The sequence below is a fragment of the Rhodococcus sp. NPDC057297 genome, from assembly GCF_042667435.1.
Classification (GTDB): domain Bacteria; phylum Actinomycetota; class Actinomycetes; order Mycobacteriales; family Mycobacteriaceae; genus Rhodococcoides.
Genome location: NZ_JBHUZE010000010.1, coordinates 197,302 through 223,523 on the forward strand (window position 1 = coordinate 197,302; position 26,222 = coordinate 223,523).

Genomic DNA, 26,222 nt, shown 5'->3' on the forward strand with positions numbered 1-26,222 from the left:
GGTCACCCCAGTCGTCGCACCTTCAAGGCTTCGGTCACCAACGGAATCTGCAACGGAAGACGCGCCAGCACAGCAGCTTTGACCATGGGGGAGGTCTTGGGGTTGCTCACGAACCTGCGCGCCAGGTCGATGTTGGCGGGAAACACCGCGACGAAGAGCGCTGCGGCAAGCCCGCCGCCGAGGCGCCGTGTCGCCGGAACGGCCAATGCACCGGCCACGGCGAGCTCGGCGATCCCCGACACCTGCGTGTACGTGCGAGCCTTGCCCGGAAGAGCGCGAGGCACCTGCATGTCGAAGAACTGGGGGGTGGCGAAGTGGAGGATTCCCGCGCCGCCCAGAAGTACGGCGAGTCGTGCGGCCGGGGCGTGACTCGTGCGCTGTGTCATGGCTACACCGTGCCATAACCGGCAGGAAAGAAGGTCGACGCGTCGACACCGGCGGAACCCGGGTTTGGGGTTAGGCTGCGAGCCGGACCGTTGAGGCGAACGAACGGACTGCGACGAGTGCAGGTGCGACGAGAGCAGAGAAGGAAACGTGGCTGGTAGATTGCGTGCCCGCTTGAGTGCGGGCGACACGCTGACCGACAAGCCGGACTTCGCGTTGGTGGGTGTTCTGCGGGTTCCCGAGTTGCAGAGCAGCCCGTGGCGCGCGATCTATCGGCGCATCCTCATCGCACTCGCGGCTCTGCTGTTGGCCGCGGTGATCGTGTACCTGGACCGCGACGGCTATCGGGACGCTCAAGACAACGAATTGTCCTTCCTCGACGCGCTGTATTACGCGACGGTCTCGTTGTCCACGACCGGATACGGCGACATCACCCCCATCGCGCCGTCGGCCCGTCTCGTCAACATTCTGGTGATCACACCACTTCGAATCTTCTTCCTCATCTTGTTGGTCGGCACGACGCTCGCGGTTCTGACCGAGCGTTCCCGGCAGGCATTCAAAATTCAGCGATGGAGGCGCAGCGTGCGCAATCACACCGTGGTCATCGGTTTCGGAACCAAGGGCCGCACGGCGGTCGACGCCATGCTCGGGGACGGTGTTCCTGCGTCGGAGATCGTCGTCGTGGACACGGACCAGACGGTCCTCGATTCCGCGTCCAACATGGGGCTCGTTACAGTGCACGGTTCCGCGACCAAGTCGGACGTGTTGCGATTGACCGGCGCACAGCACGCCGCAGCGATCATCGTCGCGACCAACCGCGACGACACCGCAGTTCTGGTGACACTCACCGCGCGAGAGATCGCGCCGAAGGCCAAAATCGTCGCGTCGGTGCGAGAGGCCGAGAACACCCATTTGGTTCGGCAGTCGGGTGCGGACTCGGTGGTGGTGTCCTCGGAGACTGCAGGACGTCTGCTCGGCATCGCTACCTCGACGCCGAGCGTGGTGGAGATGATCGAGGATCTCCTGACGCCGGAGGCCGGATTCGCTGTCGCCGAGCGCGAAGTCGAGCGCGACGAGGTGGGTGGATCGCCGCGGCACCTCACCGACATCGTGTTGGGCGTCGTGCGCGGAGGCAAGCTGTACCGCGTCGGATCGCCCGAGGTCGACGCTGTCGAGGCATCGGATCGCCTGCTGTACATCCGCCGCGTTGGGGAGTGAACGCGCGCACAATCGAGTCCACGCGGTCGGACGAGCGTCTGCGTGGGCGCAGTAGGGTCTAGAGGTGCCACGATTCGAACTCGCCTCTCCACCGCTGTTGTCCCGCTCGCCACTCGACCGAGCCGAGGAACTTCGAAAGGACACCGACGCGCTGCGTAGCGGTTGGCCGACGGCGAAGGTGCTGCAGGTCGATCACCGCGGCAGGCTCCGGGTCGAGGGTGACTCCCTGGTGTACGTCGATGCGACGGACCTCGGTGCGGAACCCGCGCTGGACGCCGTGTTTCTGGGCATCGACGACGGACGTCACCTGTGGGCGCAGCGCGTCGGTGCACTGACCGGCGAGCTGGGGGACCTACGCACCATCGGTGAGCGTCTGGACGCGACCCAGCTGTCCATCCTGACGAGCGCGCTCGCGATCCTGAACTGGCACGCGAGTGCAAGCTTCAGCGCGCTCGACGGCGCAGCGACGACTCCGTCGGCGGCCGGGTGGTCGCGGGTCAGCACGTCCAACGGTCACGAGGAGTTTCCCCGCACCGACCCCGCGGTCATCTGCCTCGTGCACGACGGAGCAGACAAGGTCCTCCTGGCCCGGGCTCCCGCGTGGCCCGAGCGTCGATTCTCGGTCCTCGCGGGCTTCGTCGAAGCGGGTGAATCGCTCGAGACCTGCGTCCTGCGGGAGATCCGCGAGGAAGTCGGCATCACCGTCGCCGACATCACGTACCTCGGCAGTCAGCCGTGGCCGTTTCCGCGGTCGGTGATGATCGGATTCTCTGCCGTCGCCGATCCAGAGGTTCCGCTGAACTTCCTCGACGGTGAGATCGCCGAGGCGCACTGGTTCGAGCGCAGCGACGTGCGAGCGGCTCTCGAAGTCGGCGACTGGGCCGCCGATTCCGATTCACGTCTTCTGTTGCCCGGCTCGATCTCGATCGCCCGAGGCATGCTCGAAGCGTGGGCGGGTTCCGCCGGTTAGGTTGTGCAGCGTCGTCACCGCGTCCGACCCGCCACGGGTGGCATCAGAGTCCGAGTGCGCTCTTGACCGCGGCGAGTGACGGGTTGGTCGCGGTCGAGCCGTCGGCGTAGAGAACCGTCGGCACGACGTGGTTGCCGCCGTTGACGCTGCCGACGAACTCGGCGGATTTCGGATCCTCTTCGATGTCGATCTCGGCGTACGCGATGCCGGCTTCGTCGAGCTGGGTCTTCAGACGCCTGCAGTAACCGCACCACGTCGTGGAGTAGACGGTCAATGCCGCGGGGGACTTGGGTACTGCGTTCTCGGTGGTAGTCACGACACGATTCAACACCGATGCCGAATGTGTTGTTCCGTCGGTCGAGTGAGCACCGGCGGAGCGGGCGGCGGCAGGCGGGATGACGGGTGTGTCGGCACCCCCTGACAAGATGGAGACCATGTCTGTGGATTCGATGACCGCCGGGTTGGATCCCGAACAGTCGGCCGCGGTCGCGGCCCCACGAGGCCCCGTCTGCGTTCTCGCCGGCGCGGGTACCGGCAAGACGAGGACTATCACGAGGCGCATCGCACACCTCGTCGACGCCGGTCACGTGTCGGCTGGGCAAGTCCTCGCAGTGACGTTCACGGCGAGGGCCGCGGGGGAGATGCGCGGCCGACTGAGAGAACTGGGTGTCGGCGGTGAGGGACCGTCCGTGCAGGCCCGCACGTTCCACGCTGCCGCGCTGAGGCAGCTGAAGTACTTCTGGCCGCAGGTGGTCGGGGACACGGGCTGGCAACTTCTGGATCGCAAGTTCGCGTTGGTGAGTCAATCTGCGCACCGCGCAGGAGTGTCCACGTCGACGGACTCCGTTCGCGATCTGGCCGGTGAGATCGAGTGGGCGAAGGGTTCGTTGATCGCGCCCGAGGACTACCCGGCGGTGGCCGCGCGGCTGCGCCGGGAGGTGCCGATGGATGCTGCGAAGGTCGCGTCGGTCTACGCCGGGTACGAGGACTTGAAGTCGCACGGCGGTGACGGAATGCTGCTGGATTTCGACGACCTGCTGCTGCACACCGCCGCGGCGCTCGAAGAGCATTCTGCGGTCGCCGACGAGTTCCGTGAGCGGTACCGCTGCTTCGTGGTGGACGAGTACCAGGACGTGACGCCTCTGCAGCAGCGGGTGCTCGACGCCTGGCTCGGCGAGCGTGACGACCTGACGGTCGTCGGTGATGCGAATCAGACGATCTACTCGTTCACCGGCGCGACACCGCGTTACCTGCTCGATTTCTCGAGACGCTTTCCCGACGCCACCGTCGTGCGTCTCGAGCGTGACTACCGATCGACTCCCGAGGTGGTGTCGCTCGCCAACCGGGTGATCGGTGCAGCGCGCGGGCGGATCGCCGGGACTCGGCTGCAGTTGATCGGGCAACGGCCGGCAGGCCCAGAACCGGAGTTCTTCGAGTACGACGACGAGCCGGCCGAGGCCGACGGTGTCGCTCGGGCAATCAAGAGGTTGATCGGCAAGGGCGTCGCGCCGGCGGAGATTGCGGTGCTCTACCGCATCAACGCGCAATCGGAGGCGCACGAGCAGGCTCTGACGGAGTTGCAGATTCCGTACCAGGTCCGTGGCGGCGAAGGGTTCTTCAACAGACCTGAAGTGCGGCAGGGTATTTCGGCTCTTCGTAGCGCCGCCGGGAGGGAGGATCTGCCGGACGAGTCCAAGTACGGCGACGGCCTGCCGTCGCTTGTGCGCGCTGTACTGGCGCCGCTCGGTTTGACGTCGACGGAGCCGACGGGTGCGCAGGCGCGGGAGAAGTGGGCATCGCTCGGCGGGCTGGTACAGGTCACCGAAGAATTGTTGGCGCAGGATCCGGCTCTGGATCTGGATCGTCTGCTCGGTGAACTGGCGGCCCGCGCCGAGGCGCGGCATCCACCGGTCGTCCAGGGTGTGACGTTGGCGTCGCTGCATGCAGCGAAGGGTCTCGAGTGGGACGCTGTCTTCATCGTCGGACTCGCCGACGGCACGCTGCCCATTTCGCATGCGCTCGGCAGCGACCCGAGTGCCAACAACGACGCCGCGATCGAAGAGGAACGGCGGTTGCTGTACGTCGGCGTCACTCGTGCGCGTGAGCATCTGCATCTGTCCTGGGCGCTCGCGCGCAACGAGGGCGGTCGCAAATCCAGGCGTCGGTCGCGTTTTCTCAACGGATTGATTCCCGAGGATTCACCCGCATCACGCATCGCCACTCCGACGACCAAGAAGTCCGGACCCAAGTGCAGGTTGTGCGGCAAACCGTTGATCGGAACGGCGGCGACCATGCTCGGTCGCTGCGAAAGTCACCCGACGGACGTCGACGTTGCTCTGCTCGATGCATTGAAGGCATGGAGGTTGGACAAATCGCGGGAGCTGAAAGTGCCTGCCTACGTTGTCTTCAGCGATACGACGCTGACGGCCATCGCGGAGCAGCAACCACAGGACGACCGCGGTCTCGTGGCCATTCCCGGGATCGGCGCGAAGAAGTTGGAACGTTTCGGTGAGGACGTCCTGACCGTCGTGCGGGAATCATCGACCAACTGATGTAAAACCGCAGGTAGAAAATAACTTGTGCAGTTTCGACCAACAGGTTTAGTCTGTTTTCACCGCTCGCGGGAGACCGCGTGCCACACACATTGTCCGCAATCGATTCGGAAGTAGGAGGTGGAGAACATGAAGATTTTCAATTCGATCGTCACGAGCGCTGTCGCACCCGCGACCGACGCACGGCTGATGCACGTCCTCGGTAACTCCGCTCACTTCTCTTCCGCGTCGACGGGCGGGGCAGTGCGCGTCGCCGGAGCGCATCAGCTCGCGGCCGACGCAGTCTGCGCACGAGCAGCAGTCGTCCCAGCAGCTGCAGCGGCCGAAGCATTTGCCGCCCAGTGGTTCGCCGCCAAGGCGTCCCCCGCAGCACGCCGTCGCCGTACGGCAGTGGTGTCCGTGGTCGAAAGTCGATATCGAGAGAAATCTCGGTAGAGCTTTCGACTTGCCTTTCAGGCCACGGACCCGCATACGCGGACCGTGGCCTTTTTCGTTCGATGAGTCCCCTCGAATTCGAACTTCTCGGCCCGACCGGTTCGCTCAGATACCGAACAACCGTAAACACGCCGCACGAAAAGTAGAGGAGACCGACGTGTCAACCGCCACGATCCGGACGACATGCCGATACGAACGATCCGAACATGCTGCAGCCGAGCGATACTCGGCCACGCACCTCGGTGACGAGGCGACCCCGATCAGCGAGACCTCATCGTCGAACACCCTGAGTGCCGTGACGCTCGGTGACGAAGTGCCGTGCCGTGTGGCCGATCCGGATCTCTGGTTCGCCGAGACACCAGGAGAATTGGAGCGAGCAAAGGCGCTGTGCGCCGAATGTCCTGTTCGGCGCACGTGTTTGAGTGCCGCACTGGACCGTGCCGAGCCCTGGGGAGTATGGGGAGGTGAGATTCTCGATCAGGGAGTCGTCATCGCTCGGAAGCGCCCGCGTGGACGGCCGCGAAAGCAGCAGGTCGCGTGAAGTCCGATACGGCGGCCGTCGTACCCGCCCGGTTCTCGGACGAGACCGATCAGGTCTCGTCCGAGAACCCCGGCATCCACTCCGTCAGAATGGCCATGTACGGCGCATAGGCATCCAACTGCGCACAGATGCCGACGAGTCCGCCCAGCACCCTGAAGATCATGACCTGCTCGGCAGGCATGTTGAGCGCCCGTGCGGTCTTGAACTGCGCACTGTCGAATTCAGTTGCTGTACCGGCAGCTTTCTGCAGCCACGACCTGGTGAAGTGGAAGGAATCGGTCCGGATCGGATCGGTGAACGGACGTAGATAGTCGGCTATCTCCCTCGCTGTCACCGTTCTACCTGGGATCACGAACCCACTGACCGTACAGAGTTCGACCAATTCGTCGAACTTCTCTTCGCGTGCCAGCCTGACCATCCTGCCCAGCACCGGCGGGAGACCGTCCGGCATCGGCGCAGTGGCCCCGAAGTCGATCACACCGAGCCGTCCGTCGGGAAGCATCATGAAGTTACCGGGATGCGGGTCGGCGTGCAGGAGACCGGCTAGTGCAGGCGCAGCGAACGCGAAGAGGACCAGAAGCTCACCGGCAGCATTGCGCTGCTCGACGGAACCGCCGGCGATGATCGATGACAACGAGGTCCCGGACATCCACTCGGTGACCAGAACCTTGGGCGCACTCGCCACCACCCGCGGCACAGCGAACCGGCTGTCGCCGTCGAACGTCGACGCGAACTTGCGTTGGCTTGCCGCCTCGATCCGGTAATCCAGTTCGTCCTCCGTCCGGGCGATCAACTCGTCGAGGACCGGCTTGACGTCGGCCCCGGTGAAAATCGCACTGAAGGTGTTGGCAAACCGCGACATCGTCTTCAGATCGGCGCGGAGCGCGTCGTCTGCGCCTGGATACTGCACCTTCACAGCGACGTCTCGGCCGTCGGACCACACTGCGCGGTGCACTTGCCCGATGCTCGCCGAGGCGACCGGAGTGTCGTCGAACGACGCGAACCGTGACCGCCAGGCGGTGCCCAGCTGCCTGTCGAGTACGCGGTGCACCTTCGCGGCGGGGAGCGGCGGTGCGTCTGCCTGCAGCTTGGTGAGAGCCTCCCGGTACGGTTCGGCGAATTCCTCCGGCACGGCGGCTTCCATCACGGACAGCGCCTGCCCGAATTTCATCGCACCGCCCTTGAGCTCGCCGAGGACCGCGAACAATTGCTCGGCAGCTTTGGCGGCAAGATCGGAGTCGATCTCCTGGCGGTTCCCCCCGGCCAACTTCTTTCCGAAACCGACTGCAGCCCGACCGGCGATACCGATCGGAATGCGCGCGAGTTTGGCTGTCCGGGCCGAACCCCGGCGTGGAATGTCTGGCACGCCTCCATCATGTCGGACGAGACGACATTCTGCCGAGACTGCAGGCCACAGCGCCTGTGTTCGCGTCGTTCGTCACACGGCACAATCGCAGTGCGGATGACGAGTCCACCGACGCCGTTCGATGATGTGCGAACCGAGGTCGATCTCGACGGTCGTGTCGATCAACGACGGTCGACGGGTGCGGACGAACTCGTGTATCTGTCCGAGAACGACCGCCGCAGCTGCCAGGACGGTGGGTTTGTCCGCATGCCCGACGCTGCCGAGAAGCTGCGCGGAGATGTGCGGCCACTGTGGGTCGAGTCCGCCTCTGATCAGGTCGGCGCAGCGTAGACAACTCGTCTTCCCTGGAATGACGAACGGGCCGACCACGCCCGTGCCGTCGCGCAGCCGAACCTGCACGTGCGGTGTTCTGGCTCGAACAAGTTCGGTCACGAGATGCGGATCGGGGGCCAAATTGTCCGTGAGTACCGCGACATCACCGGTCGTGATGGCAGTGCCCGCGACCTTGCCCGCCCCAGACGTGGAACGTCGAACCGTGATCGAGGACGACGTCGGGAGGACCGCGACGACCGCGTCGGCCAGCGGCCCGCGTCCGACGACGTGCACCACGGTCCGCGTTGCTCCCTCGGGAACGTGAGGCGTCGAATGCCCTTCGACCAACAGTTCTGCCTCGACGAGCTCGGCCAGCAGTGTGGACATCGCATTGGCGGACATCCCGACGGTGCCCGCGTACCAGATCGTGTGCGCTCTCGAATGAACTCCGTCGAGCCGACGCAGCAGATCGACGAGAACGTCGTAGTCGACGCCCGGCGGAGGTGTGACGACGAACGACCGATCCGGATTCCACCCGAGCCGAATCGTGCCGTCCCGTTGAGAGAACACCGGCACGTCGAGTCTGGGCCGCCGCAGCATCGGAACCGGCTGGGGAGGGTGGGGTGGTTCGTGGGCGGACATGGACGCAGAGTCGCACACGACGCATCCCCGGCGACGGCGCCGAGGACGGGTTATCCACAGGCCGGCAGACTCCTCACCAGCGTGATCGAAACAAAACGAGGGTTGCGCCGAAAATTTCGGCACACCCCTCGTCGACCGTGAATCCGGGATCAGCCGGCGCTGCCGGTGTCCCCGTCCTTCTTGTCTGCGTCGTTCTTGTCTGCGTCGTTGGCGTCTGTCTCGTCCGACTTGTTCTTGGCTGCTCGTTCCTGAGCTTCCATGGCTTCGAGCTGGGCTATGGGGTCGTCGAAGGAGCTGGAACCTCCGCCGATGACACCGTCGAGGAACCCGGCCGGGTCGTCCAGATCGGACGACACCGGCAGGAGGTCCGGGTGAGCCCAGACGCCGTCGCGTCCCTCGATTCCTGCGGCTGTGGTGAGTCGACGCCACAGATCGCCTGCTTCGCGAACCTTGCGTGGACGAAGTTCGAGACCGACGAGCGTCGCGAACGTCTGCTCGGCCGGTCCACCGGATGCCCGTCGGCGACGAATCGTCTCCGCGAGTGCCACGGCACCGGGCAACCTTTCCCCGAGGGCTTCGGAGACGACCGTCTCTACCCAACCCTCGACGAGGGCGAGCAGAGTCTCGAGTCGCTCGAGCGCCTGCTTCTGTTCGGGAGTCGTCTGCGGCTCGAACGCACCCTGCTGCAGTATCTCCTCGATCTTCGACGGATCGGTCAGCGACGCCGGGTCGAGGCCCGACGCGGCTTCCTCGATGGCCGAGAAGTCCATCCGGATACCGCGTGCGTACTCTTCGACCGTCGCCAAGACGCGCTGACGAAGCCACGGAACGTGGCTGTAGAGGCGCTGGTGCGCAGCTTCGCGAGCCGCGAGGAACACGAGAACCTCACGTTCGGGCTGCTCCAAACCTTCGGTGAACGCCGTGATGGACTCGGGGAGAAGGGCGGACACTCCGCTCGGTCCGAGGGGAATTCCGATGTCGGTCGACGTCAGAACCTCCTTGGACAGCTGCCCCAACGCCTGGCCGAGCTGGGAGCCGAACGCCATGCCGCCCATCTGCGTGAGCATCCCCATCATCGGTCCTGCCATCTGCTGCGCCTCGGCAGGCAGACCGGCGGTCCACATTCCGGAAATCTGCTCGGCGACCGGATCGCACAGCCTCTTCCAGGTGTCGATCGTGTTCTCCAACCAGTCGACCGGAGTCCACGCCAGCGTCTTGGACGCACCAGCGGGGAGCGTGGTCGCGCCGTCGAGCCACAGTTCCGCGAGATGAGCGGCCTCGGAAACCGCGTCGGCCTTGCCCTTGCCGACGGGAGCGAAGTCTCCGATCTGCTGGCGTGCCAACTGCTTGGCCAGGTCGTAATTGACCGGGCCCGCGGCGGAGCCCCCGGCACCGGGCGCACCCATGCCGCTCAACATCTGCCCGAACTGGGTGAGCATCTGCCCCAGGGCCGCAGGATCGAAACCCTCGGTGCCGAAGCCGAAACCGCCGGGATTGCCGCCGGAGCCGTCGCCACCGCTCTGATCCTTCTTCTTGTCCGGATCCTCGTCGGAGCCCTGAAAACCGAAATTGCTCATAAGCCAACGGTACAAGGCGAGGGCGCGAACAGCACCGCTGGTGATCACGCTTACGGCGAACGCCGTGAGAGGAGCCGTGAGTGGAGCCTGCGGAATGAACCTGGAGGCCGTGAGTGGAGCCTGCGGAATGAACCAGGAGGCCGTGAGTGGAGCCTGCGGAATGAACCAGGAGGCCGTGAGTGGAGCCGTGAGTGAGCCTGCGGAATGAACCGTGACTTGTTCGGACGGGGGTCTCACATCGTCGTCACAGTCGGCGGATCTATGTTTGTCGGGTGAATCGTCGGATTGCCACTCTTGTCGCCGCCCTCGTACCGGTTGTCGTGCTCGGCGTGGTCGGCACCGTCGTCACGGTTCCGTTCGCTGCGCTCGGACCAGGACCGACGTACAACACCCTCGGTGATGCGGACGGGGTTCCCGTGGTGCAGATCGACGGGACGGATGTCGATCCCACCACGGGGCATCTGAACATGACGACGGTGGCGGTCCGTGATCAGCTGAACATCTTCGAAGCGCTCGGATACTGGGCGAGTGGACGGCAAGGACTCGTTCCGCGCGAGGAGGTGTATCCGCCGAACAAGACGAAAGAAGAGGTCCAGGAAGGCAATCAGGCCGATTTCGAACAGTCCGAGAACAGTGCTCAGCTCGCGGCGCTGCACCATCTGGGACTGCCCGTCGTTCTCGTCGTCGGTTCGGTGGCTCCCGACGGTCCGGCCGCGGGCCTGTTGAACGAAGGTGAGCGACTCGTGTCGGTGGCGGGTGAGCCCGTCGATTCGGTCAGCGCTGTCCGCGAGTCGGTCAGTGCTCGCTCACCGGGCGAGTCCATCGACATCGTCGTGGAGAAGGACGGTGTCACCAGAACCGAGTCGGTGGTGCTCGGTTCCCGTCCCGACGACGCGGAGTCCGGGTACCTCGGGGTGACGCCCACCGAGGAGCCCGACGTTCCGTTCTCGGTCACGTTCAACCTGGCCGACGTGGGCGGGCCCTCGGCCGGTCTGATGTTCAGCCTCGCCGTCGTGGACAAGCTGAGTCCCGGCGAGCTCAGCAACGGCGATTTCGTCGCCGGTACCGGCACCATCGATTCGGCCGGAGCAGTCGGGCCGATCGGCGGCATTCCGTACAAGCTGATCGCTGCGCGTGAGGCCGGGGCGACGACGTTTCTGGTGCCGTCGCAGAACTGCGACGAGGCGTCGCAGAACGTTCCTGCCGGACTTCGTCTCGTCAAGGTCGATTCTCTCGACGGCGCCATCGACTCGCTCGATGCCCTCGGCCGCGGGGAAGACGCGCCCAGCTGCTGACGAACCGAGGTCAGTCGTCCTCGACGAGGTCGAATGTCGCATGCAGGGCGGCGACGATGCCGGGTGCAAGGCCCTCGTAGAGCAGGAGCTCCACCGGGGCGAACGGATCCGCGTCGTCGTCGGGCTGCAACTGCAGAAGAGTCAAGGACGGCCCGTCCTTGAGAACGGCTGCGATGAGCCTGCCGTCCTTGCGGTCGGGATGCGCGTGGGCGGCGGCGCGGGCCGCGTCGTCCGCTGCGTCGCGGTCGGCGAGGAGAGGAACCAGTGCGTCGTCGAGTGCCGACTCCGCGGTGGGAGGCAGTACGACGATCTCCTGCACCAGCGCGCACCCGACGACACCGTCCGGCCACGTTGTGGTGGCCAGAAATTCGTCGAGCGCAGGTGACCCGCCGGTGATGTCCTCGGGTAGCGAGTGCTGCTGGATCGGGGTGAGCAACGCACCGTCGGCGAGGTCGTCGAGCAGTCCGGGTTCCGCGGCCGCCAGGAGTTCGGTGGGTACCAGCGCGAACAGCTGGGGGACCTGACCCCAGCCTTCGCCGTCCACGAAGTCGGCGACCTCGCGCGCGCACCGCCCGAGAGCGGCACCGAGGGCATCGTTGTCGGCGTTGGGTTCCACGCCGTCACGGAACAGGTCGTCGCTGAAATCGCTCACCCGCTCATCTTCCCATTCCGCTGTTCGGCCGTCGCCGACCCATGGTCCGCGCGCGCAGGACGAAGGGGTGTCAGCGGCCGGTGCCGCCGTTCCGTACAGTGGTTCCCAAATCGGACAGGCGACGCACTCGGTGCGCCGTCGAACCCCATCAGCGATACCTAGGTGTATCGCCCGAAGTTGGAGTGTGGCACGTGGGCATGAGGGCCCCAACCGGTCTACCGTCGCTGTCGCGGCGCGGACGGATTCTACTTGTTCTGGCATTGGTCCTCGCAGCGTTGCTGCTTGTCGGCCCTCGCCTCATCGACACTTACACGAACTGGCTTTGGTTCGGGGAGGTCGGCTTTCGGCAGGTCTTCACGACCACGCTTCTGACGCGTGTCGTTCTGTTCCTGGTGGTCGGGTTGTTCGTCGGCGCGGTGGTGTTCGCGTCGCTGCTGCTCGCGTACCGCAACCGGCCGGTGTTCGTTCCGGTCGCCGGTCCGAACGACCCGGTTGCACGTTATCGGACGACGGTCATGAGCCGGCTGCGCCTGTTCGGTATCGGAATACCGTTGGCGTTCGGCATCATCTCGGGACTGATCGCGCAGACCAATTGGGTGACAGTCCAGTTGTTCCTCAACGGTGGCGAATTCGGACTCACCGACCCACAGTTCAATTTGGACATCGGCTTCTACTCTTTCGATCTGCCGTTCTACCGATTCATCTTGAACTGGTTGTTCGTCGCGACGCTGATTGCATTCTTCGCAAACCTGGTCACGCAGTACATCTTCGGTGGAATCCGGCTGGCGGGTCGTGAGGGTGCTCTGACCCGCGCAGCGCGCATTCAGCTCGCGGTGCTCGCGGGATCGTTCGTGTTGTTCAAGGCCATCGCGTACTGGCTGGATCGGTACTCGCTGCTGTCCAGCGGTCGCAAGGAACCCATCTTCACCGGTGCAGGCTTCACCGACATCAACGCCGTACTTCCCGCCAAGCTGATCCTGCTCGCCATCGCACTGATCTGTGCCGCAGCATTTTTCGCTGCAATCTTCCTCCGCGATCTGCGTGTTCCCGCTCTCGCTACGGCGCTCCTGGTACTGTCCTCGATTCTCGTCGGCGCGGTCTTCCCGCTGCTGATGGAGCAGTTCTCGGTCCGACCGAACGCGGCCGAGAAGGAACGCACGTACATCGAGCGCAACATCGCCGCGACGCGCGACGCGTACGGCATCGGTGACGACCAGGTCGAGTACCAGCCGTATTCGGGAGAAGGCTCGCAGAATCCGCGGGAGAGCGACGCGGACATCACGACCATCGCCAATACCCGTCTACTGGATCCGAATGTGCTGTCTCGCACGTTCACCCAGCAGCAGCAGCTGAAGAACTTCTTCGGCTTCCCGTCGACCCTCGACGTCGATCGCTACGAGATCGACGGGCAACTCCAGGACTACATCGTCGCCGCGCGTGAGCTGTCGCCGGAGTCCCTGACCGGTAACCAGACCGACTGGATCAACCGGCACACGGTCTACACCCACGGAAACGGCTTCGTCGCGGCGCCGGCCAACCGCGTCAACGCGGCCGTGGAGGATCCGACGGCAGAGGGTGCGACCAGCAACAGCGGCTACCCGATCTACACCGTCAGCGACATCGCTTCACAGGGCCAGGATCAGGTCATCCCGGTCGATCAGCCTCGCATCTACTACGGCGAGGTGATCGCCCAGGCCGACCCGGATTACGCCATCGTCGGCGCGACGGGAACGGGTGACCGCGAGTACGACACGGACGATTCCAACTACACCTACACCGGTGCGGGTGGCGTCTCGGTCGGGAACTGGTTCAACCGTCTTGCCTTCGCGGCGAAGTACGCCGAGCGCAACATTCTGTTCTCGGGTGCCATCGGCGACGACTCCAAGATCATCTTCAACCGCGATCCTCGTGATCGTGTCCAGAAGGTGGCCCCGTGGCTGACCACCGACACCGACTCCTACCCGGCGGTCGTGGACGGAAAGATCGTCTGGATCGTCGACGGGTACACCACCTTGGAGAACTTCCCGTACGCACAGCGGGCGTCGTTGGACGGTCTGACCGCGGACAGCATCGAGCCCACGACGGGCAGGCCCCTCCCGCGCGAGGAAGTGTCCTACATCAGGAACTCGGTGAAGGCCACTGTCGACGCCTACGACGGCACCGTGACGCTTTACCAGGTCGACGACACCGACCCGGTGCTGAAGGCGTGGATGGGTGTGTTCCCGGATTCGGTTCAGCCGGAGTCGGAGATCTCGCCGGAACTACGATCGCACTTCCGCTACCCGGAGGATCTGTTCAAGATCCAGCGCGAAATGCTGGCCAAGTACCACGTGGACAATCCCAGTGAGTTCTTCACCAACAACGCGTTCTGGTCGGTTCCCAGTGATCCGACGGTGGACGGCGGAACCGACCTGAATCAGCCCCCGTACTACGTGCTGATCGGTGATCCGGAGACCGGTGAACCCTCGTTCCGTCTGACCAGCGCCATGGTCGGGTTCAACCGTGAACTGCTCTCCGCCTACATTTCGGTGCGTTCCGATCCGGAGAACTACGGAAAGTTCACGGTGTTGCAGCTTCCGACCAACACGCAGACGCAGGGTCCACAGCAGGCGCAGAACTCGATGACATCGGATTCACGCGTGGCCTCGGACCGCACGCTTCTTCAGCAGTCCAACACGATTCAGTACGGCAACCTGTTGACCCTGCCCATCGCGAACGGCGGCATTCTGTACGTCGAACCGCTGTACACCGAACGGAACACGGCATCGACGTCGACGTTCCCGCAGTTGACCAGGGTTCTCGTCAGCTACCGCGAGCCGGGTTCGGGAGGCGGCGTCCGCGTCGGGTACGCCGCAACGCTGTCCGAGGCCTTGGATCAGGTCTTCGGATCGGGTACGGGTACCGCGGCCACGGCACCGGGTGGCGACGCCGCGGATCCGCAGTCGACGGCGGAGTCGCCCGACGCTGCGAACGGCACCGAGCAGGGGACGGCGCCTGCACCGTCGACCACGCCGCCTGCAACCGGCGGTCAGCCGTCGGCTGCGGAGGTGCAGCGTCTGAACTCGGCTCTGGCCGATGTCAGGTCTGCGCAGCAGAGCGGCGACCTCGGTCGTCTGGGGGACGCGTTCGATGCCCTTCAGCAGGCCATCGACGCGTACAACGCCAACTGACCGTGCACTGACCTGGCGGCCGCACACACGAAGGCGCCCGCATCGCTTCTCTTCCTGAAGCGATGCGGGCGCCTTCGTCGGTCAGCAGGTCAAGCCTGCGGACGAATTCAGCGTCCGATCGACGCGAGAACCGGGTTGGTGCTCACGAGCTGCTCGAACTGAGCGCTCAGACCGTACTGGTCTGCGATGCCTTTCGCGGCGTCGAAGCTCTGCTTGGCAGTTGCAGCTGCCTGATCGACAGCCTGCTGTGCCGGTGCCTGGAACTCCGGCGCGACCGGAAGTGCCGGTGCTGCGGGAGCGGCGGGTGCCTCTTCGACAGCTGGTGCGGCCGGTGCCGCGGGGGCCGCCTCGGGCTCCGGGGTGGATGCACCGGTGGTGAGGTTCTGGCCGCAGACCGGCCATGCGCCCACACCCTGGCTCTGCAGCGTGTTCTCGGCAACGCGAATCTGCTCTGCCTTGGAGGCAGTGTGCGGCGATCCGGTGCCGCCGTTGGCGGTCCAGGTGCTCTGCGAGAACTGCAGGCCGCCGTAGTAGCCGTTTCCGGTGTTGATGTTCCAGTTGCCGCCGCTCTCGCACTGTGCGACGCCGTCCCAGTTGTGCTCGGCTGCGCTGGCGGTGCCCACGGAAAGGCCGAGGGGAATCGCTACGACGGCGCCGGTGACGGCGGCCCATCCGAGTGCACGCTTGCCGAAATGAATTTCCTTGGTCATGCGGGGTGAATCCTCTCCGCGCTTGCCTTCGCAACCCAGCCAGGGGACGACGATCGTTCGCGGTCGTCTCCAGGCACCGTGTACGAGGGGCCGGCGCGAGGACTCGGTGCGCGGCGTCGTACGTGTTGCGGCTCTGCCCCCGTGCGTATCGGGGAACCGTTCCCCGCGGGGCAGAGCGATGCAGCGGCGGGGGCGGTACTGACCCTGCGTTGTAGGGCCGACCGTGAAGGTAGTCGAGGATCGTCGTGACGTCACACAAAGAATCCGGGAACCAGTTGTCCACCATGTGAGACAGAGGTCGGTTTATCTGCAGGTGGGACGGCCTCGGAATGTATTCGAGTCCCGTTCGTTACATAGCTGTTATGTGGGATGTCTCACGCGATTTCTGTGGTCCAGCACACTGGTTTCGGTCGTTGTTCCCGGTAATTCGCACGTCGAACGATGCGCAAGTGTCGTCGTCGACGGCTGTACACGCGATTTGCATCCGGCGGACACCTTCGGGTAACTTCATGTCTTGCAACGCGGGGTGGAGCAGCTCGGTAGCTCGCTGGGCTCATAACCCAGAGGTCGCAGGTTCAAATCCTGTCCCCGCTACCAACGCAAGAACCCGGCATCGTGTCACGATGCCGGGTTCTTTGCTGTGCGTCCCCTGTCGGGGCCCTGTCTCGTGCACGCAGCCCACTCGATTGGTCGACCCCGTGATCCGGGAATTTCGACGCGGAATCGCGGTACGACAACAGCCGATACGTAGCAGCAGGCGGAGCTGTTCCCATGCGAGTAGCGGGGTCGCTCGTCGGCGTCATCGAGATTTCGGGCCTGCCGGAAGCCGACGACCATCCGATGGTCGTCGACGCCCTGGCTTCGCACCGCTCGCGAGCGATCCCAGCCGAACTGCGGGTCGGGAACTAGCGTGTGGAATCCGATTCCGTGCCCGCTGTGGGCGATTCATCCGTCTCGTCCGCGGTGAGGTCGACGGTGTCGACCCCTTCGAGAGCCGTGAGCTCCTGTTCGGCCTCGGCGATGAGTCCCTTGGCTTCGTCCTTGATCTTCTTCGCCCACTCGGACATCGTTGCCCTCACTTCCATCGAATATCGATTCCTGCAGTCCTCGTCAGTCTATGAGTGTCGGTGCCGGCCGCGAGTGGGCAGCATCGGACTCCGACATCCGACCGTGGGCCTGCCGCCCGGTTACGCGCCCGCGGCGTCCCGAGCGTCGTCGGCCCGGCGTCGGAGGTAGTCGCGCTCGGGTATCGACCCGGCAACCGTGCGCGCGCGCTCGAAACAGATCGCTGCGTCGGACGATGCACCGAGGCGGCTGAGTACGTCGCCGCGAGCAGCGTGATACGGCGAGTAGGCCTGCAGAGCAGGTTCGTCCGCCAACGCGTCGAGCTCCATCAGCCCAGCGGCCGGCCCGTCGCGCAGCGCAATGGCGGCTGCTCTGTTGACTGCGACGACGGGAGACGGGGCGAGCGACATCAGCACGCCGTACAGTTCCACGATCTGCGCCCAATCGGTGGCCTCCCACGTCTCGGACTCCACGTGGAGAGCCGCGATCGCGGCCTGTACCGAATAGGGGCCGGCTGCTCCGCCCGTCAGAGCCTGCACGGTCAGGTCGGCTCCCTCGCCGATCATGTCCCGATCCCACCGGGCCCGGTCCTGCTGGTCGAGCATCACGAGTGTTCCCTCCCCGTTCACTCGTGCGGCAGAGCGTGCGTGAACCGACAACATGAGCGCCAGCAACCCCGTGACCTCCCGTTCGCGGGGCAGCAGGGCCTGCAGGATACGGGCGAGCCGGATTGCCTCGTCGGCGAGATCGACCCGGACGAGATCGTCACCGCTCGACGCTGCGTACCCCTCGGTGAAAATCGAGTACACGACCTGCAGCACCACCGTCAGTCTGGTGGGCAGCTCGTCGGGGCCGGGAATTCGAAACGGAACTCGCGCCTCTCGGATCTTCTTCTTGGCTCGCGAGATTCGCTGACCCGCAGTCGACGGCGGGATCATGAAAGCCCGTGCCACCTCGGCCGTCGTGAGCTGCGCGAGGCAACGCAACGTGATCGCAAGACGGTCGTCGACGTTCAGCGCGGGATGCGCGCACATGAAGAACATCTGCAGCCGTTCGTCGGGCACGTCGTCGTCGAAGGTGCCAACGGCGAGCGCATCGGTTGTCTGCCCGCTGCTCGCGCGATCCTGCTCGATCTGCAGAATCGCCAGCTTCGTGGTGAGCGTCCGGTCTCGACGGAGGCGATCGACGGCTCGGCGCCTGGCTGTCGTCAACAGCCAGGCGCCCGGTTTGGTGGGTACTCCGTCGATCGGCCAACGCTGCAACGCAACCTCGATCGCTTCCGAGGTGACTTCCTCGGCCAGGTCGATGTCGCCGTAGCGGTGCACCATCGACGCAAGGAGTCGCCCGTGCTCCTCTCGGAACACATCCGAGAGGGAGGTACGTACGTCGTCGGACACGGCCGTGGCGCCGTCAGTACTCGGCGACAGGCCGGACGACGACGGTCCCCCCGCCCTTGGAACCGGGGCACCGTGCGGCCCAATCCAACGCAGCGTCGAGGTCGGGAACATCGATGATCTCGAAGCCTCCCAGAACCTCGCGGGTCTCCGCGTACGGACCGTCGGTGATGCTGCGTTCTCCGGACGAATCGACCTGCACGGTCGTCGCCGTCGTGAGGTCGGCCAGTGCGTGACCGGTGACCCATATGCCCGCGTCCTGCATCTCCTTGCCGTACTGCACCCAGTCCGACGGCGTGCATCCGTTGTCGAAATCGGCACTCGGTGCGTTGATCAGCAGCATGTACTTCATGGTGTCCTCCATCGAATTGCTCTTCTGTCTGCGTACATGATGACGACGAACGGGAAACGCCGTCTTCGACACGACCCGAAGAAATTTTTCGGTGGACACCCGATTGTTCTGTCGATACACGACGTGGCCCCGCGAACCTCACGGTCCACGGGGCCACGTCGTCACATCTGCATCACTTCAGTTCGGCGGAGGTCTTTCCGAGAACACGACGGGCGACGATCAACTGCTGAATCTGCTGGGTTCCTTCGAAGATGTCGAGAATCTTCGCGTCACGGCTCCACTTCTCGAGCAGCAGGCGCTCCGAGTAGCCGTAGCTGCCTGCAAGTTCGACGGCCTTGAGTGTGATGTCGGTGGCCGAGCGGCCTGCCTTCGCTTTGGCCATCGACGCCTGCAGCGAGTTCGGCTCCTTGTTGTCGGCCATCCACGCAGCCCGCAGCGCGAGCAGATGAGACGCCTCCCAATCGGCCTCGAGACGCAGGAACTCGGCAGCCGCTGCATGCTGACTGTAGGCCGGAGTGGTGTACGAGATCTCCACGCCTGCCTCGTCGAGGATGGAGCGCAGTTCTTCGAGGGCCGCGCGAGCGACACCGATGGCCATACCCGCGACGAGCGGGCGAGTGTTGTCGAACGTCTGCATGACGCCCGCAAATCCCTTTTCGGTGTTCACCTCGGCGGAACCGAGAAGGTTGTCCTTCGGGATTCGGCAGTCCTCGAGCAGGAGGGCGGCAGTGTCCGACGCCTTGATACCGAGCTTGTGCTCGAGTCGAGCAACACTGAGACCGGGGGCGTCACGTGGCACGACGAAGGACTTGATCGCCGCGCGGCCCTTCGAACGGTCGACACTCGCCCACACCACGATGTGCGTCGAACGTTCGCCCGCGGTGACATAGATCTTCTCGCCGTTGAGGACCCACTCGTCGCCGTCGAGAACCGCAGTCGTCGTCACCGCAGCGGAGTCGGATCCGAAACTCGGTTCGGTGATTGCCATCGATGCCCACACCTTGCCGAAGCGTTCGAGCTGCTCGTCAGTGGACACAGCCGCGATGGCGGAATTGCCGAGGCCCTGGTACGGAATGGACAGAGTCAAACCGACATCGCCCCAGCAGGTTTCGATGACGTTGACCAATGCAGCCATGTTGCCACCGTTGGCATTGGCCGTCTTGCTGGGCTTGGGAGCGCTCTCGCTGTCCTTCTCTCGGCCGCCGGCGGCGCCGCCGACCTCGGTACCAGCGTCGGACATTCCCTCCACCATGGATGCCATGGTGTCGAGTTCGACGGGGTACTCGTGCTCGGCGAGGTCGTACTTGCGAGAGATCGGGCGGAAGATCTCGGCCGCAACCTGATGAGCCTGATTCGCCTGTGCCCGAAGCTTCTTGGGAAGTTCTAGATTGATCATGAATTCAGTCCTTGACCGATGAGTTGCCTACGAGGATGGGGGCGAATCAGATGAGGACGATGCCCTCGGTGACACCGACAGCGCGGAGATCGCGGTACCAGCGTTCGACCGGATGTTCCTTGGTGAATCCGTGCCCACCGAGCAACTGCACACCGTCGGAACCGATCTGCATACCCTTTTCGGCGGCGAGGCGTCGGGCGAGCGCTGCTTCACGTGCGAACGACTTGCCCTGTTCGGCACGCGATGCGCCGCGAAGAGTGACCAGGCGCAGCCCGTCCAGCTCGATCGCGATGTTGGCGACCATGAACGCAACCGCCTGGCGGTTGCTGATCGGCTCGCCGAATGCCTCGCGCTCGTTGACGTACGGAATCACGTAGTCGAGGACAGCCTGACCGGTGCCGACTGCGAGAGCGGACCAGCCGAGCCGGGCAAGGCTGATGGCCTCGGCGTAATCGAGTGCGCGCTGATCTGCGTCTCCATCGCCCAGCAGTGCGGATTCCGGAACCGCGACGTCGGTCAGCACGAGTCGACCGAGACCGGCGGCACGCAGACCCATGCTCGGATCGGCTTCGACGACGAGACCCTTGGTGTCGGACTCGACGATGAAGAACGCAGGCCTGCCTTCGAGTTCGGCGGCAACGACGAACAGTTCGGAGCTACCCGCGGCAGGCACGACGCTCTTGACTCCGTTGAGCTTGAATCCGCTGGGGGAGCGCACGGCCTTCGTCTGCAGAGCGAACGGGTCGAACAGTGCACGCGGTTCGTTGACCACGACGGCCGCACCCGGGACCTTCTCGCCGACGAACGCAGGCAGGTAGGTCTTCTGCTGTGCGTCGGTGCCCCACTGCGTCAATGCGACCGCGACACCGCTCGGTGCGAGGATGGGAAGCGCGAGTCCGAGGTCGCCGTGCGCGAGCGCTTCCGCTACCAACGCGTTGGTGACGGCGCCACGCTCGGTAGCCGCGCCGTCGAGTTCTTCCGGGACGTTGATGAAGGTGATACCGAGTTCAGCGGAACGACGAACGATATCCTCCGGCGACGACGCCGCGGCATCTGCGTCGTGCGCTGCGGGTCGAAGGATCTCCTCGGCGAATTCCTTGACGGTCTCGACGATCATGCGCTGCTCGTCGTCCGGCGTCAGATCGAAGTAGTCGAGGTTCTTGACCGCGGCGTCCTCGAGTCGCTTCGGCTTGTCGCCTCCGGTGACCTTCGCGAACGTGCGGTTGGCAGCGCCGAGGGTCTTGAACCCAGTTTTGGTGCTCTCGTACGTCACGCGGTCGATCGTCTGGCGAAGGTTGTACTTCTCCGCGAGATCGGACCCGGTGATAGCCGTGAGAACACGCATGGCGGTACCGATGGCGTCTCGCTTGAACGGGTTGAGGCCAACTGCGGATGTATCGCGAGGCGCCTTGCGCTTCGTCTCGATGACACTGTCTTGCTTGTTCATGATCACCAGCTGTTTCTCGGCGTCGGGCTCGGACTCCGCCTATCTTACTCCCGGGTAAGTTAGCTGTCTACTCCCGAGTAAGAAGTGGACCGTTCGCGCAGTTCACACCCGTTGTGGAAGCATTCGAGCATGCCTGTCATCGCTTCGATCTTCGCTGCCGTCGCCGCCGCGCTGCACGTGGTCATCTTCTTCATGGAATCCGTCGCCTGGACCAAGCCCGCCGTCTGGCGCAGATTCGGAGTCGCCAGTCAGGCCGACGCCGATGTGGTCCGGCCGATGGCCTTCAATCAGGGCTTCTACAATCTATTTCTGGCAGTGGGAATCGTCGTGGGCCTGTTCCTGGGAGGCGACGCCGGGGACGCGATCGTCGTGTTCTCGTGCCTCAGCATCGTCGGTGCCGCATTCGTGCTGGCCACCGGCGGGCGGAAGTACCTCCGACCGGCCGTGATCCAGGGCATCACCCCGTTGTTGGCATTGCTGTTCGCAGCTTTCACGTGAGTGGAAATGTCGCGTCTTCTGGTCGCTCCGCAGGCTCCGCTCCTGGCCCTGGCCTAGATTTCCACTCACGTGCGGCGGAGCCGCGTCAGTACCTCGTCGTGCAGAAGGGCGTTGGTGGCCACTGCGCTTCCGCCGTGCGGGCCCGCGTCGCCGTCGAGTGAGGAGAAGCGCCCGCCTGCTTCCCGAACCAGGATGTCCAGGGGTGCCAGGTCCCACAGCGACACCTCGGGTTCGGTCGCGATGTCGAGGGTGCCCTCGGCGAGGAGGCAGTAGGAGAAGAAGTCGCCGTACCCGCGAACCCGCCACACCTCGTCCGTCAGGTCCACGAACCGATCTCGCAGCCCGCGCTCCTTCCAGCCGGACAGGCTCGCGAAACTCAAACTGGCAGAGCCCAGTTCGCGAACCGACGATACTGTGATGGAGCGAGGTTCGCCGCCGTCGTAGGACGTCCACGCGCCCCCGCCCTTCGACGCCCACCAGCGCCGGTTCAGCAACGGAGCGCTGATCACGCCCACGACCGGAATGCCGTCTTCGAGCAACGCGATCAGCGTGGCCCAGATCGGCACACCTCGCACGAAATTCTTTGTTCCGTCGATCGGGTCGATGACCCATTGGCGTCCGTCGAAGACGGCGTCGCCACCGAACTCTTCGCCCAGGACGGAATCCTCCGACCGCTCGTCCTGGAGGATGGACCGCGCCTTGTTCTCGACGGCGAGGTCGGCGTCGCTGACCGGACTCAGGTCGGGTTTGTCGTCCACCACCAGGTCGAGAGCGAGAAAACGATCCCTCGTGATGACGTCGGCCTGGTCGGCGATGGACAGTGCGAGCTGCAGGTCAGCGGCAGAGAAAGTCACGCTCCAAACACTAATGCCCGGGGTGCCGGTGGCACCGTCACCCCGGGCGCTGTGCACGTCAGACCGTGACTTCGTTCAGCTTCCCGGTCGCGACGTCGAAGACGAATCCGCGCACCGATTCGTGCTTGGTCACGAACGGGCTCTGCTCGATCCGCGCGAGCGACTGCCGCACGTCGGCGTCGAGGTCGGCGAACGCTTCGGCCGCCCAGTTGGGCTTGATGCCGATCTCGTCCTGGATGCCGTTCTTGAATTCGTCGTCGGTGAACGTCAGCATTCCGCAGTCGGTGTGGTGAATCAGAATGATCTCCTTGGTCCCGAGCAGACGCTGGCTGATGGCGAGTGATCGAATCTCGTCGTCGGTGACGACGCCACCTGCGTTGCGGATGACGTGCGCCTCGCCTTCGTTCAATCCGAGAATGCGGTAGACGTCGAGGCGCGCGTCCATGCATGCCACCACCGCAACGTTCTTCGACGGTGGAAGCGGGAGCGGGCCGGTGAACTGTGCCGCGTATGCCTCGTTGTTCTTCAGGTACTCGTCGGTGACCGTCATGAATCTCCTCCAGATGTTTCTGCGTGGGGTGGAGCTGCGCAGATGGCGCCGACTGTGGGCGCCCTGCGGTTGGGGTGGACCCATCAGCGACAGAGACTGGTGCCGGTCCTGCAGAAATCGACGTGGAGGCGCGCAACCAACAGCAGGGGGTACGCGGCATGGTCGCATGCGTTCGTGTCGATGCCGAGAAAACTAACAGGAGATCGACGTTCGGGCCAGGGCTCGCGATCCGCAGCCGTGCCTGCTCACGCCCGTGGAAGGGCCCGTCCAAATCGTAGAAATCCTGCTCGTCGGGCAGCGTTGGTCGGGCGAGTGCGCCGCGGCCGGTAAACTTCGATCTCGTGCATCCTGACGTCTCCGCGGACCTGAACGAACTCGACATCACCCTCACGACGATCGAGTCGGTTCTCGACGTCGAGGAACTACGTCGCCGGATCGACGAGCTCGAACATCAGGCTGCGTCGCCGGACCTGTGGAACGACCAGGAACACGCTCAGCAGGTCACCAGTCAGCTCTCGCACGCGCAAGCCGAACTGCGCCGCGTCGAGGAACTGCGTGGTCGCCTCGACGACCTGCCGGTGCTCTACGAGCTGGCCGAGGGAGAAGAAGGCGACGCTGCAGCGTCGGCGACAGCCGATGCCGACGCCGAGCGCGCATCGCTGCGCGAGGACATCGCCGCGGCCGAGGTGCGCACGCTTCTCTCCGGTGAGTACGACCAACGCGACGCGCTCGTCAACATTCGTTCCGGTGCGGGCGGCATCGACGCAGCGGACTGGGCCGAGATGCTCATGCGCATGTACATCCGCTGGGCGGAGAAGCATGGATACGGCGTCGAGGTCTACGACACGTCCTACGCCGAAGAAGCAGGAATCAAGAGCGCGACCTTCGCGGTGAAGGCCCCGTACACCTACGGCACTCTGTCTGTCGAGCAGGGAACCCACCGCCTCGTGAGGATCAGCCCGTTCGACAACCAGGGTCGACGGCAGACCTCGTTCGCCGAGGTCGAGGTGCTTCCGGTCGTCGAGACGACCGATCACATCGAGATACCCGAGGGTGATATCCGTGTCGACGTCTACCGGTCCAGCGGCCCGGGCGGACAGTCCGTCAACACCACGGACTCGGCCGTCCGTCTGACGCACATTCCCACGGGAATCGTCGTGACGTGTCAGAACGAGAAGTCTCAGCTGCAGAACAAGGTGTCCGCGATGCGGGTCCTCCAGGCCAAGCTGCTCGAGGTAAAGCGCAAGGAAGAGCGCGCCGAGATGGATGCACTCAAGGGCGACGGCGGAAGTTCCTGGGGTAATCAGATGCGCTCCTACGTGCTGCATCCGTACCAGATGGTCAAGGATCTGCGCACCGAGTACGAGGTCAACAATCCCTCCACCGTGCTCGACGGTGACATCGATGGTTTCCTGGAAGCAGGAATTCGTTGGCGTATGCGGGGGGACGAGTAGACACACGATGAACACAGCACTGTCGTTCTCGGTAACACCGGAGGTCCAACTCAACGGCCTCGGAATTGTGCTGTACATCCTCGGAGGACTCCTGGTCGCGCGTCTCATCACGTGGACAGGTACGCGGATCACCTCCCGCATCGACTCCAACTATCAACACAGCGATGCCCTGGTGCGGTCCGAGGCAGCAAAGCATAGGCACGCACTCGCTCAGGTGATCACCTGGGTCGCTGTCACTCTCGTCTACATCCTGGTGACCATCGAGGTGCTCAGGAGGCTCGGCTTCGGCGTCGGTGGCCTCGTCGCTCCCGCGACGGTGATCGGTGCGGCACTGGGTTTCGGTGCGCAGCGGGTCGTGCAGGACATCCTGGCCGGGTTCTTCATCATCACCGAACGGCAGTACGGGTTCGGTGATGTCGTGCAGATCGCCGTCAACGGTTCGGCAGAGGACGCAGAAGGCACCGTCGAGGACGTGACGCTGCGCGTGACCCGCGTTCGGAGTGTCGACGGGGAAGTCATCACTGTCCCCAACGGCCAGATCGTCAAGGCCATCAATCTCTCCAAGGACTGGGCACGCGCTGTCGTGGACGTGCCGATCCCGTCCATCGCGGACTTGAACCGGGTCAACGAGATCCTCCGCCGCGTGGGACACACAGCGTTCGAGGACCGCCGTCTGCGGCCGCTGCTGCTGGACGAACCGACCGTCATGGGGGTCGAATCCATCGAGGTCGACCAGGTCAACGTGCGGCTCGTGGCTCGAACTCTTCCCGGCAAGCAGTTCCAGGTCGGCCGGGAACTACGTGTTCGAGTGGCAGCAGCGCTGCAGCCCGAGGGCATCAGCGTCAGCCCGGACGTGTCGACCGCAGGAGTCGCACCGGACGGCGCCCGCCGGGATCGCGAGGAGGAGCTGTGACCGAATCTCGACCGGACACGGACTCCGACGCGCAGCCACGTAACTGGAGAAGCTGGAGAATTCCGAACCGCATTCGTGGCGTGCGGACGTCGACGTTGTTCTTCGGTGTCTGCTTCGTTCTGACCGGACTGCTGTACGTACAGGTGGACGAGGTCGTCACCGCGCAGCGAGAAGTGGTTCAAGGACCGACGGCGGTCGACCCGGGGAGCTACCCGACGCAGGCGCCGCAACAGACGTACCAGCCGACGTACACGTCCACTCCTTCTCCGACCACCACGGTCGATCCGTCCGCAGCCGACGAGCAGTCCGGCGCGCCCGAGGTGTCGGGTGACCCCGGATCGCCCACAGGGCAGCCCGGTACGTCGGCAACGCAGGATCCGACGTACCTGCCGGGACTGACGGTGCCGCCGCAGCTGCGGTCGCTGCTACCCCCTGCTCCGCAGGCCCCGACGGCCACCGGATCTCCCTAGGATTC

Annotated in this window: 25 protein-coding genes, 1 tRNA gene and 1 pseudogene; 13 read left to right on the forward strand and 14 right to left on the reverse strand. The window is 64.7% G+C overall.

Going from position 1 to position 26,222, the window contains the following annotated elements; all coding sequences use genetic code 11:
• Window positions 1-2 precede the first annotated feature (2 nt).
• A complete protein-coding gene (locus ACFULT_RS24120) occupies window positions 3-386 on the reverse strand; it encodes a membrane protein (RefSeq protein ID WP_037111091.1) in 384 nt (127 codons plus the stop codon).
• A 148-nt stretch (window positions 387-534) separates the two neighbouring features.
• Between ACFULT_RS24120 and ACFULT_RS24125 the strand changes: the two genes are divergently transcribed.
• Both ACFULT_RS24125 and nudC read left to right on the forward strand, forming a co-directional pair.
• Window positions 535-1,602: a TrkA family potassium uptake protein gene (locus ACFULT_RS24125; RefSeq protein WP_026347941.1), complete on the forward strand. Its 1,068-nt coding sequence runs from the start codon at window positions 535-537 to the stop codon at window positions 1,600-1,602.
• A gap of 64 nt (window positions 1,603-1,666) precedes the next feature.
• Window positions 1,667-2,572 (forward strand): NAD(+) diphosphatase, encoded by a 906-nt coding sequence (gene nudC / locus ACFULT_RS24130; protein WP_378482748.1) that lies wholly within the window; start codon window positions 1,667-1,669, stop codon window positions 2,570-2,572.
• Window positions 2,573-2,615: 43 nt separating this feature from the next.
• On the opposite strand, the gene ACFULT_RS24135 is transcribed toward nudC, so the two are convergent.
• A complete protein-coding gene (locus tag ACFULT_RS24135; RefSeq protein ID WP_378482749.1) occupies window positions 2,616-2,888 on the reverse strand; it encodes a mycoredoxin in 273 nt (90 codons plus the stop codon).
• A 109-nt stretch (window positions 2,889-2,997) separates the two neighbouring features.
• Here ACFULT_RS24135 and ACFULT_RS24140 point away from each other — a divergent pair, with 109 nt between their 5' ends.
• The 3 genes from ACFULT_RS24140 (at window position 2,998) to ACFULT_RS24150 (ending at window position 6,100) form a co-directional block, all read left to right on the forward strand.
• Entirely contained in the window at window positions 2,998-5,124 is a 2,127-nt protein-coding gene (locus ACFULT_RS24140) for an ATP-dependent DNA helicase UvrD2 (protein WP_033190582.1), read from the forward strand.
• 129 nt (window positions 5,125-5,253) lie between these two features.
• Window positions 5,254-5,559 (forward strand): hypothetical protein, encoded by a 306-nt coding sequence (locus ACFULT_RS24145; protein ID WP_255122636.1) that lies wholly within the window; start codon window positions 5,254-5,256, stop codon window positions 5,557-5,559.
• Window positions 5,560-5,818: 259 nt separating this feature from the next.
• Window positions 5,819-6,100, forward strand: a complete 282-nt coding sequence (locus ACFULT_RS24150) for a WhiB family transcriptional regulator (RefSeq protein ID WP_303396206.1) — start codon at window positions 5,819-5,821, stop codon at window positions 6,098-6,100.
• Between the two features lie 49 nt (window positions 6,101-6,149).
• Here ACFULT_RS24150 and ACFULT_RS24155 read toward each other — a convergent pair whose 3' ends face one another.
• The 3 genes from ACFULT_RS24155 to ACFULT_RS24165 all read right to left on the reverse strand — a co-directional run bounded on the left by ACFULT_RS24155 (window position 6,150) and on the right by ACFULT_RS24165 (window position 9,997).
• Entirely contained in the window at window positions 6,150-7,466 is a 1,317-nt protein-coding gene (locus ACFULT_RS24155) for an ABC1 kinase family protein (protein ID WP_378482750.1), read from the reverse strand.
• A 72-nt stretch (window positions 7,467-7,538) separates the two neighbouring features.
• Window positions 7,539-8,420, reverse strand: coding sequence for a hypothetical protein (locus ACFULT_RS24160; protein ID WP_080733016.1), 882 nt, complete (start codon window positions 8,418-8,420; stop codon window positions 7,539-7,541).
• Between the two features lie 149 nt (window positions 8,421-8,569).
• Window positions 8,570-9,997, reverse strand: a complete 1,428-nt coding sequence (locus tag ACFULT_RS24165) for a zinc-dependent metalloprotease (RefSeq protein ID WP_378482751.1) — start codon at window positions 9,995-9,997, stop codon at window positions 8,570-8,572.
• A gap of 272 nt (window positions 9,998-10,269) precedes the next feature.
• Between ACFULT_RS24165 and ACFULT_RS24170 the strand changes: the two genes are divergently transcribed.
• Window positions 10,270-11,292 carry a PDZ domain-containing protein gene (locus ACFULT_RS24170; protein WP_378482752.1) on the forward strand — a complete coding sequence of 341 codons (1,023 nt, stop codon included), beginning with the start codon at window positions 10,270-10,272 and terminating at the stop codon, window positions 11,290-11,292.
• A gap of 10 nt (window positions 11,293-11,302) precedes the next feature.
• Here the strand turns inward: ACFULT_RS24170 and ACFULT_RS24175 are convergent, their stop codons facing one another.
• Window positions 11,303-11,908, reverse strand: coding sequence for a PPA1309 family protein (locus tag ACFULT_RS24175; RefSeq protein WP_170945123.1), 606 nt, complete (start codon window positions 11,906-11,908; stop codon window positions 11,303-11,305).
• A gap of 227 nt (window positions 11,909-12,135) precedes the next feature.
• On the opposite strand from ACFULT_RS24175, the gene ACFULT_RS24180 reads away from it, so the two are divergent.
• Window positions 12,136-15,114, forward strand: coding sequence for a UPF0182 family protein (locus ACFULT_RS24180; RefSeq protein ID WP_170945115.1), 2,979 nt, complete (start codon window positions 12,136-12,138; stop codon window positions 15,112-15,114).
• A gap of 107 nt (window positions 15,115-15,221) precedes the next feature.
• Here the strand turns inward: ACFULT_RS24180 and ACFULT_RS24185 are convergent, their stop codons facing one another.
• A complete protein-coding gene (locus ACFULT_RS24185) occupies window positions 15,222-15,824 on the reverse strand; it encodes a transglycosylase family protein (RefSeq protein ID WP_094719028.1) in 603 nt (200 codons plus the stop codon).
• 520 nt (window positions 15,825-16,344) lie between these two features.
• Between ACFULT_RS24185 and ACFULT_RS24190 the strand changes: the two genes are divergently transcribed.
• Together ACFULT_RS24190 and ACFULT_RS24195 are read left to right on the forward strand one after the other, a co-directional pair.
• Window positions 16,345-16,421: transfer RNA gene (locus ACFULT_RS24190), tRNA-Met, on the forward strand.
• Window positions 16,422-16,556: 135 nt separating this feature from the next.
• A pseudogene (locus tag ACFULT_RS24195) lies at window positions 16,557-16,733 on the forward strand (heme-binding protein); the annotation flags it as partial.
• Here the strand turns inward: ACFULT_RS24195 and ACFULT_RS24200 are convergent.
• From ACFULT_RS24200 to ACFULT_RS24220, 5 genes are all read right to left on the reverse strand, one after another.
• Window positions 16,730-16,909 carry a hypothetical protein gene (locus tag ACFULT_RS24200; RefSeq protein WP_141216776.1) on the reverse strand — a complete coding sequence of 60 codons (180 nt, stop codon included), beginning with the start codon at window positions 16,907-16,909 and terminating at the stop codon, window positions 16,730-16,732. The pseudogene ACFULT_RS24195 and the gene ACFULT_RS24200 overlap by 4 nt on opposite strands.
• A gap of 102 nt (window positions 16,910-17,011) precedes the next feature.
• Window positions 17,012-18,286, reverse strand: coding sequence for an RNA polymerase sigma factor (locus tag ACFULT_RS24205; protein ID WP_037111075.1), 1,275 nt, complete (start codon window positions 18,284-18,286; stop codon window positions 17,012-17,014).
• 13 nt (window positions 18,287-18,299) lie between these two features.
• Window positions 18,300-18,635 carry a YciI family protein gene (locus ACFULT_RS24210; RefSeq protein ID WP_378482753.1) on the reverse strand — a complete coding sequence of 112 codons (336 nt, stop codon included), beginning with the start codon at window positions 18,633-18,635 and terminating at the stop codon, window positions 18,300-18,302.
• 172 nt (window positions 18,636-18,807) lie between these two features.
• Complete coding sequence (locus ACFULT_RS24215) at window positions 18,808-20,031, reverse strand: acyl-CoA dehydrogenase family protein (protein WP_019666043.1); 1,224 nt, start codon at window positions 20,029-20,031, stop codon at window positions 18,808-18,810.
• 46 nt (window positions 20,032-20,077) lie between these two features.
• A complete protein-coding gene (locus ACFULT_RS24220) occupies window positions 20,078-21,484 on the reverse strand; it encodes an acyl-CoA dehydrogenase family protein (RefSeq protein WP_378482754.1) in 1,407 nt (468 codons plus the stop codon).
• 123 nt (window positions 21,485-21,607) lie between these two features.
• Here ACFULT_RS24220 and ACFULT_RS24225 point away from each other — a divergent pair, with 123 nt between their 5' ends.
• Window positions 21,608-21,976 (forward strand): DUF1304 domain-containing protein, encoded by a 369-nt coding sequence (locus tag ACFULT_RS24225; protein WP_378482755.1) that lies wholly within the window; start codon window positions 21,608-21,610, stop codon window positions 21,974-21,976.
• A gap of 65 nt (window positions 21,977-22,041) precedes the next feature.
• Here the strand turns inward: ACFULT_RS24225 and ACFULT_RS24230 are convergent, their stop codons facing one another.
• Both ACFULT_RS24230 and ACFULT_RS24235 read right to left on the reverse strand, forming a co-directional pair.
• Window positions 22,042-22,830 (reverse strand): inositol monophosphatase family protein, encoded by a 789-nt coding sequence (locus tag ACFULT_RS24230; RefSeq protein ID WP_378482756.1) that lies wholly within the window; start codon window positions 22,828-22,830, stop codon window positions 22,042-22,044.
• 58 nt (window positions 22,831-22,888) lie between these two features.
• On the reverse strand, window positions 22,889-23,380 hold the full coding sequence (locus ACFULT_RS24235; RefSeq protein ID WP_037111072.1) for a carbonic anhydrase: 492 nt from the start codon (window positions 23,378-23,380) through the stop codon (window positions 22,889-22,891).
• Between the two features lie 341 nt (window positions 23,381-23,721).
• Here ACFULT_RS24235 and prfB point away from each other — a divergent pair, with 341 nt between their 5' ends.
• From prfB to ACFULT_RS24250, 3 genes are read left to right on the forward strand one after another with little or no spacing between them, the layout of a single operon-like run.
• Entirely contained in the window at window positions 23,722-24,834 is a 1,113-nt protein-coding gene (gene prfB, locus ACFULT_RS24240) for a peptide chain release factor 2 (RefSeq protein ID WP_019666038.1), read from the forward strand.
• Window positions 24,835-24,841: 7 nt separating this feature from the next.
• Entirely contained in the window at window positions 24,842-25,747 is a 906-nt protein-coding gene (locus ACFULT_RS24245; RefSeq protein ID WP_019666037.1) for a mechanosensitive ion channel family protein, read from the forward strand.
• Window positions 25,744-26,217, forward strand: a complete 474-nt coding sequence (locus ACFULT_RS24250; RefSeq protein ID WP_378482757.1) for a hypothetical protein — start codon at window positions 25,744-25,746, stop codon at window positions 26,215-26,217. Before ACFULT_RS24245 ends, ACFULT_RS24250 begins: the two co-directional genes overlap by 4 nt.
• Window positions 26,218-26,222: the final 5 nt, after the last annotated feature.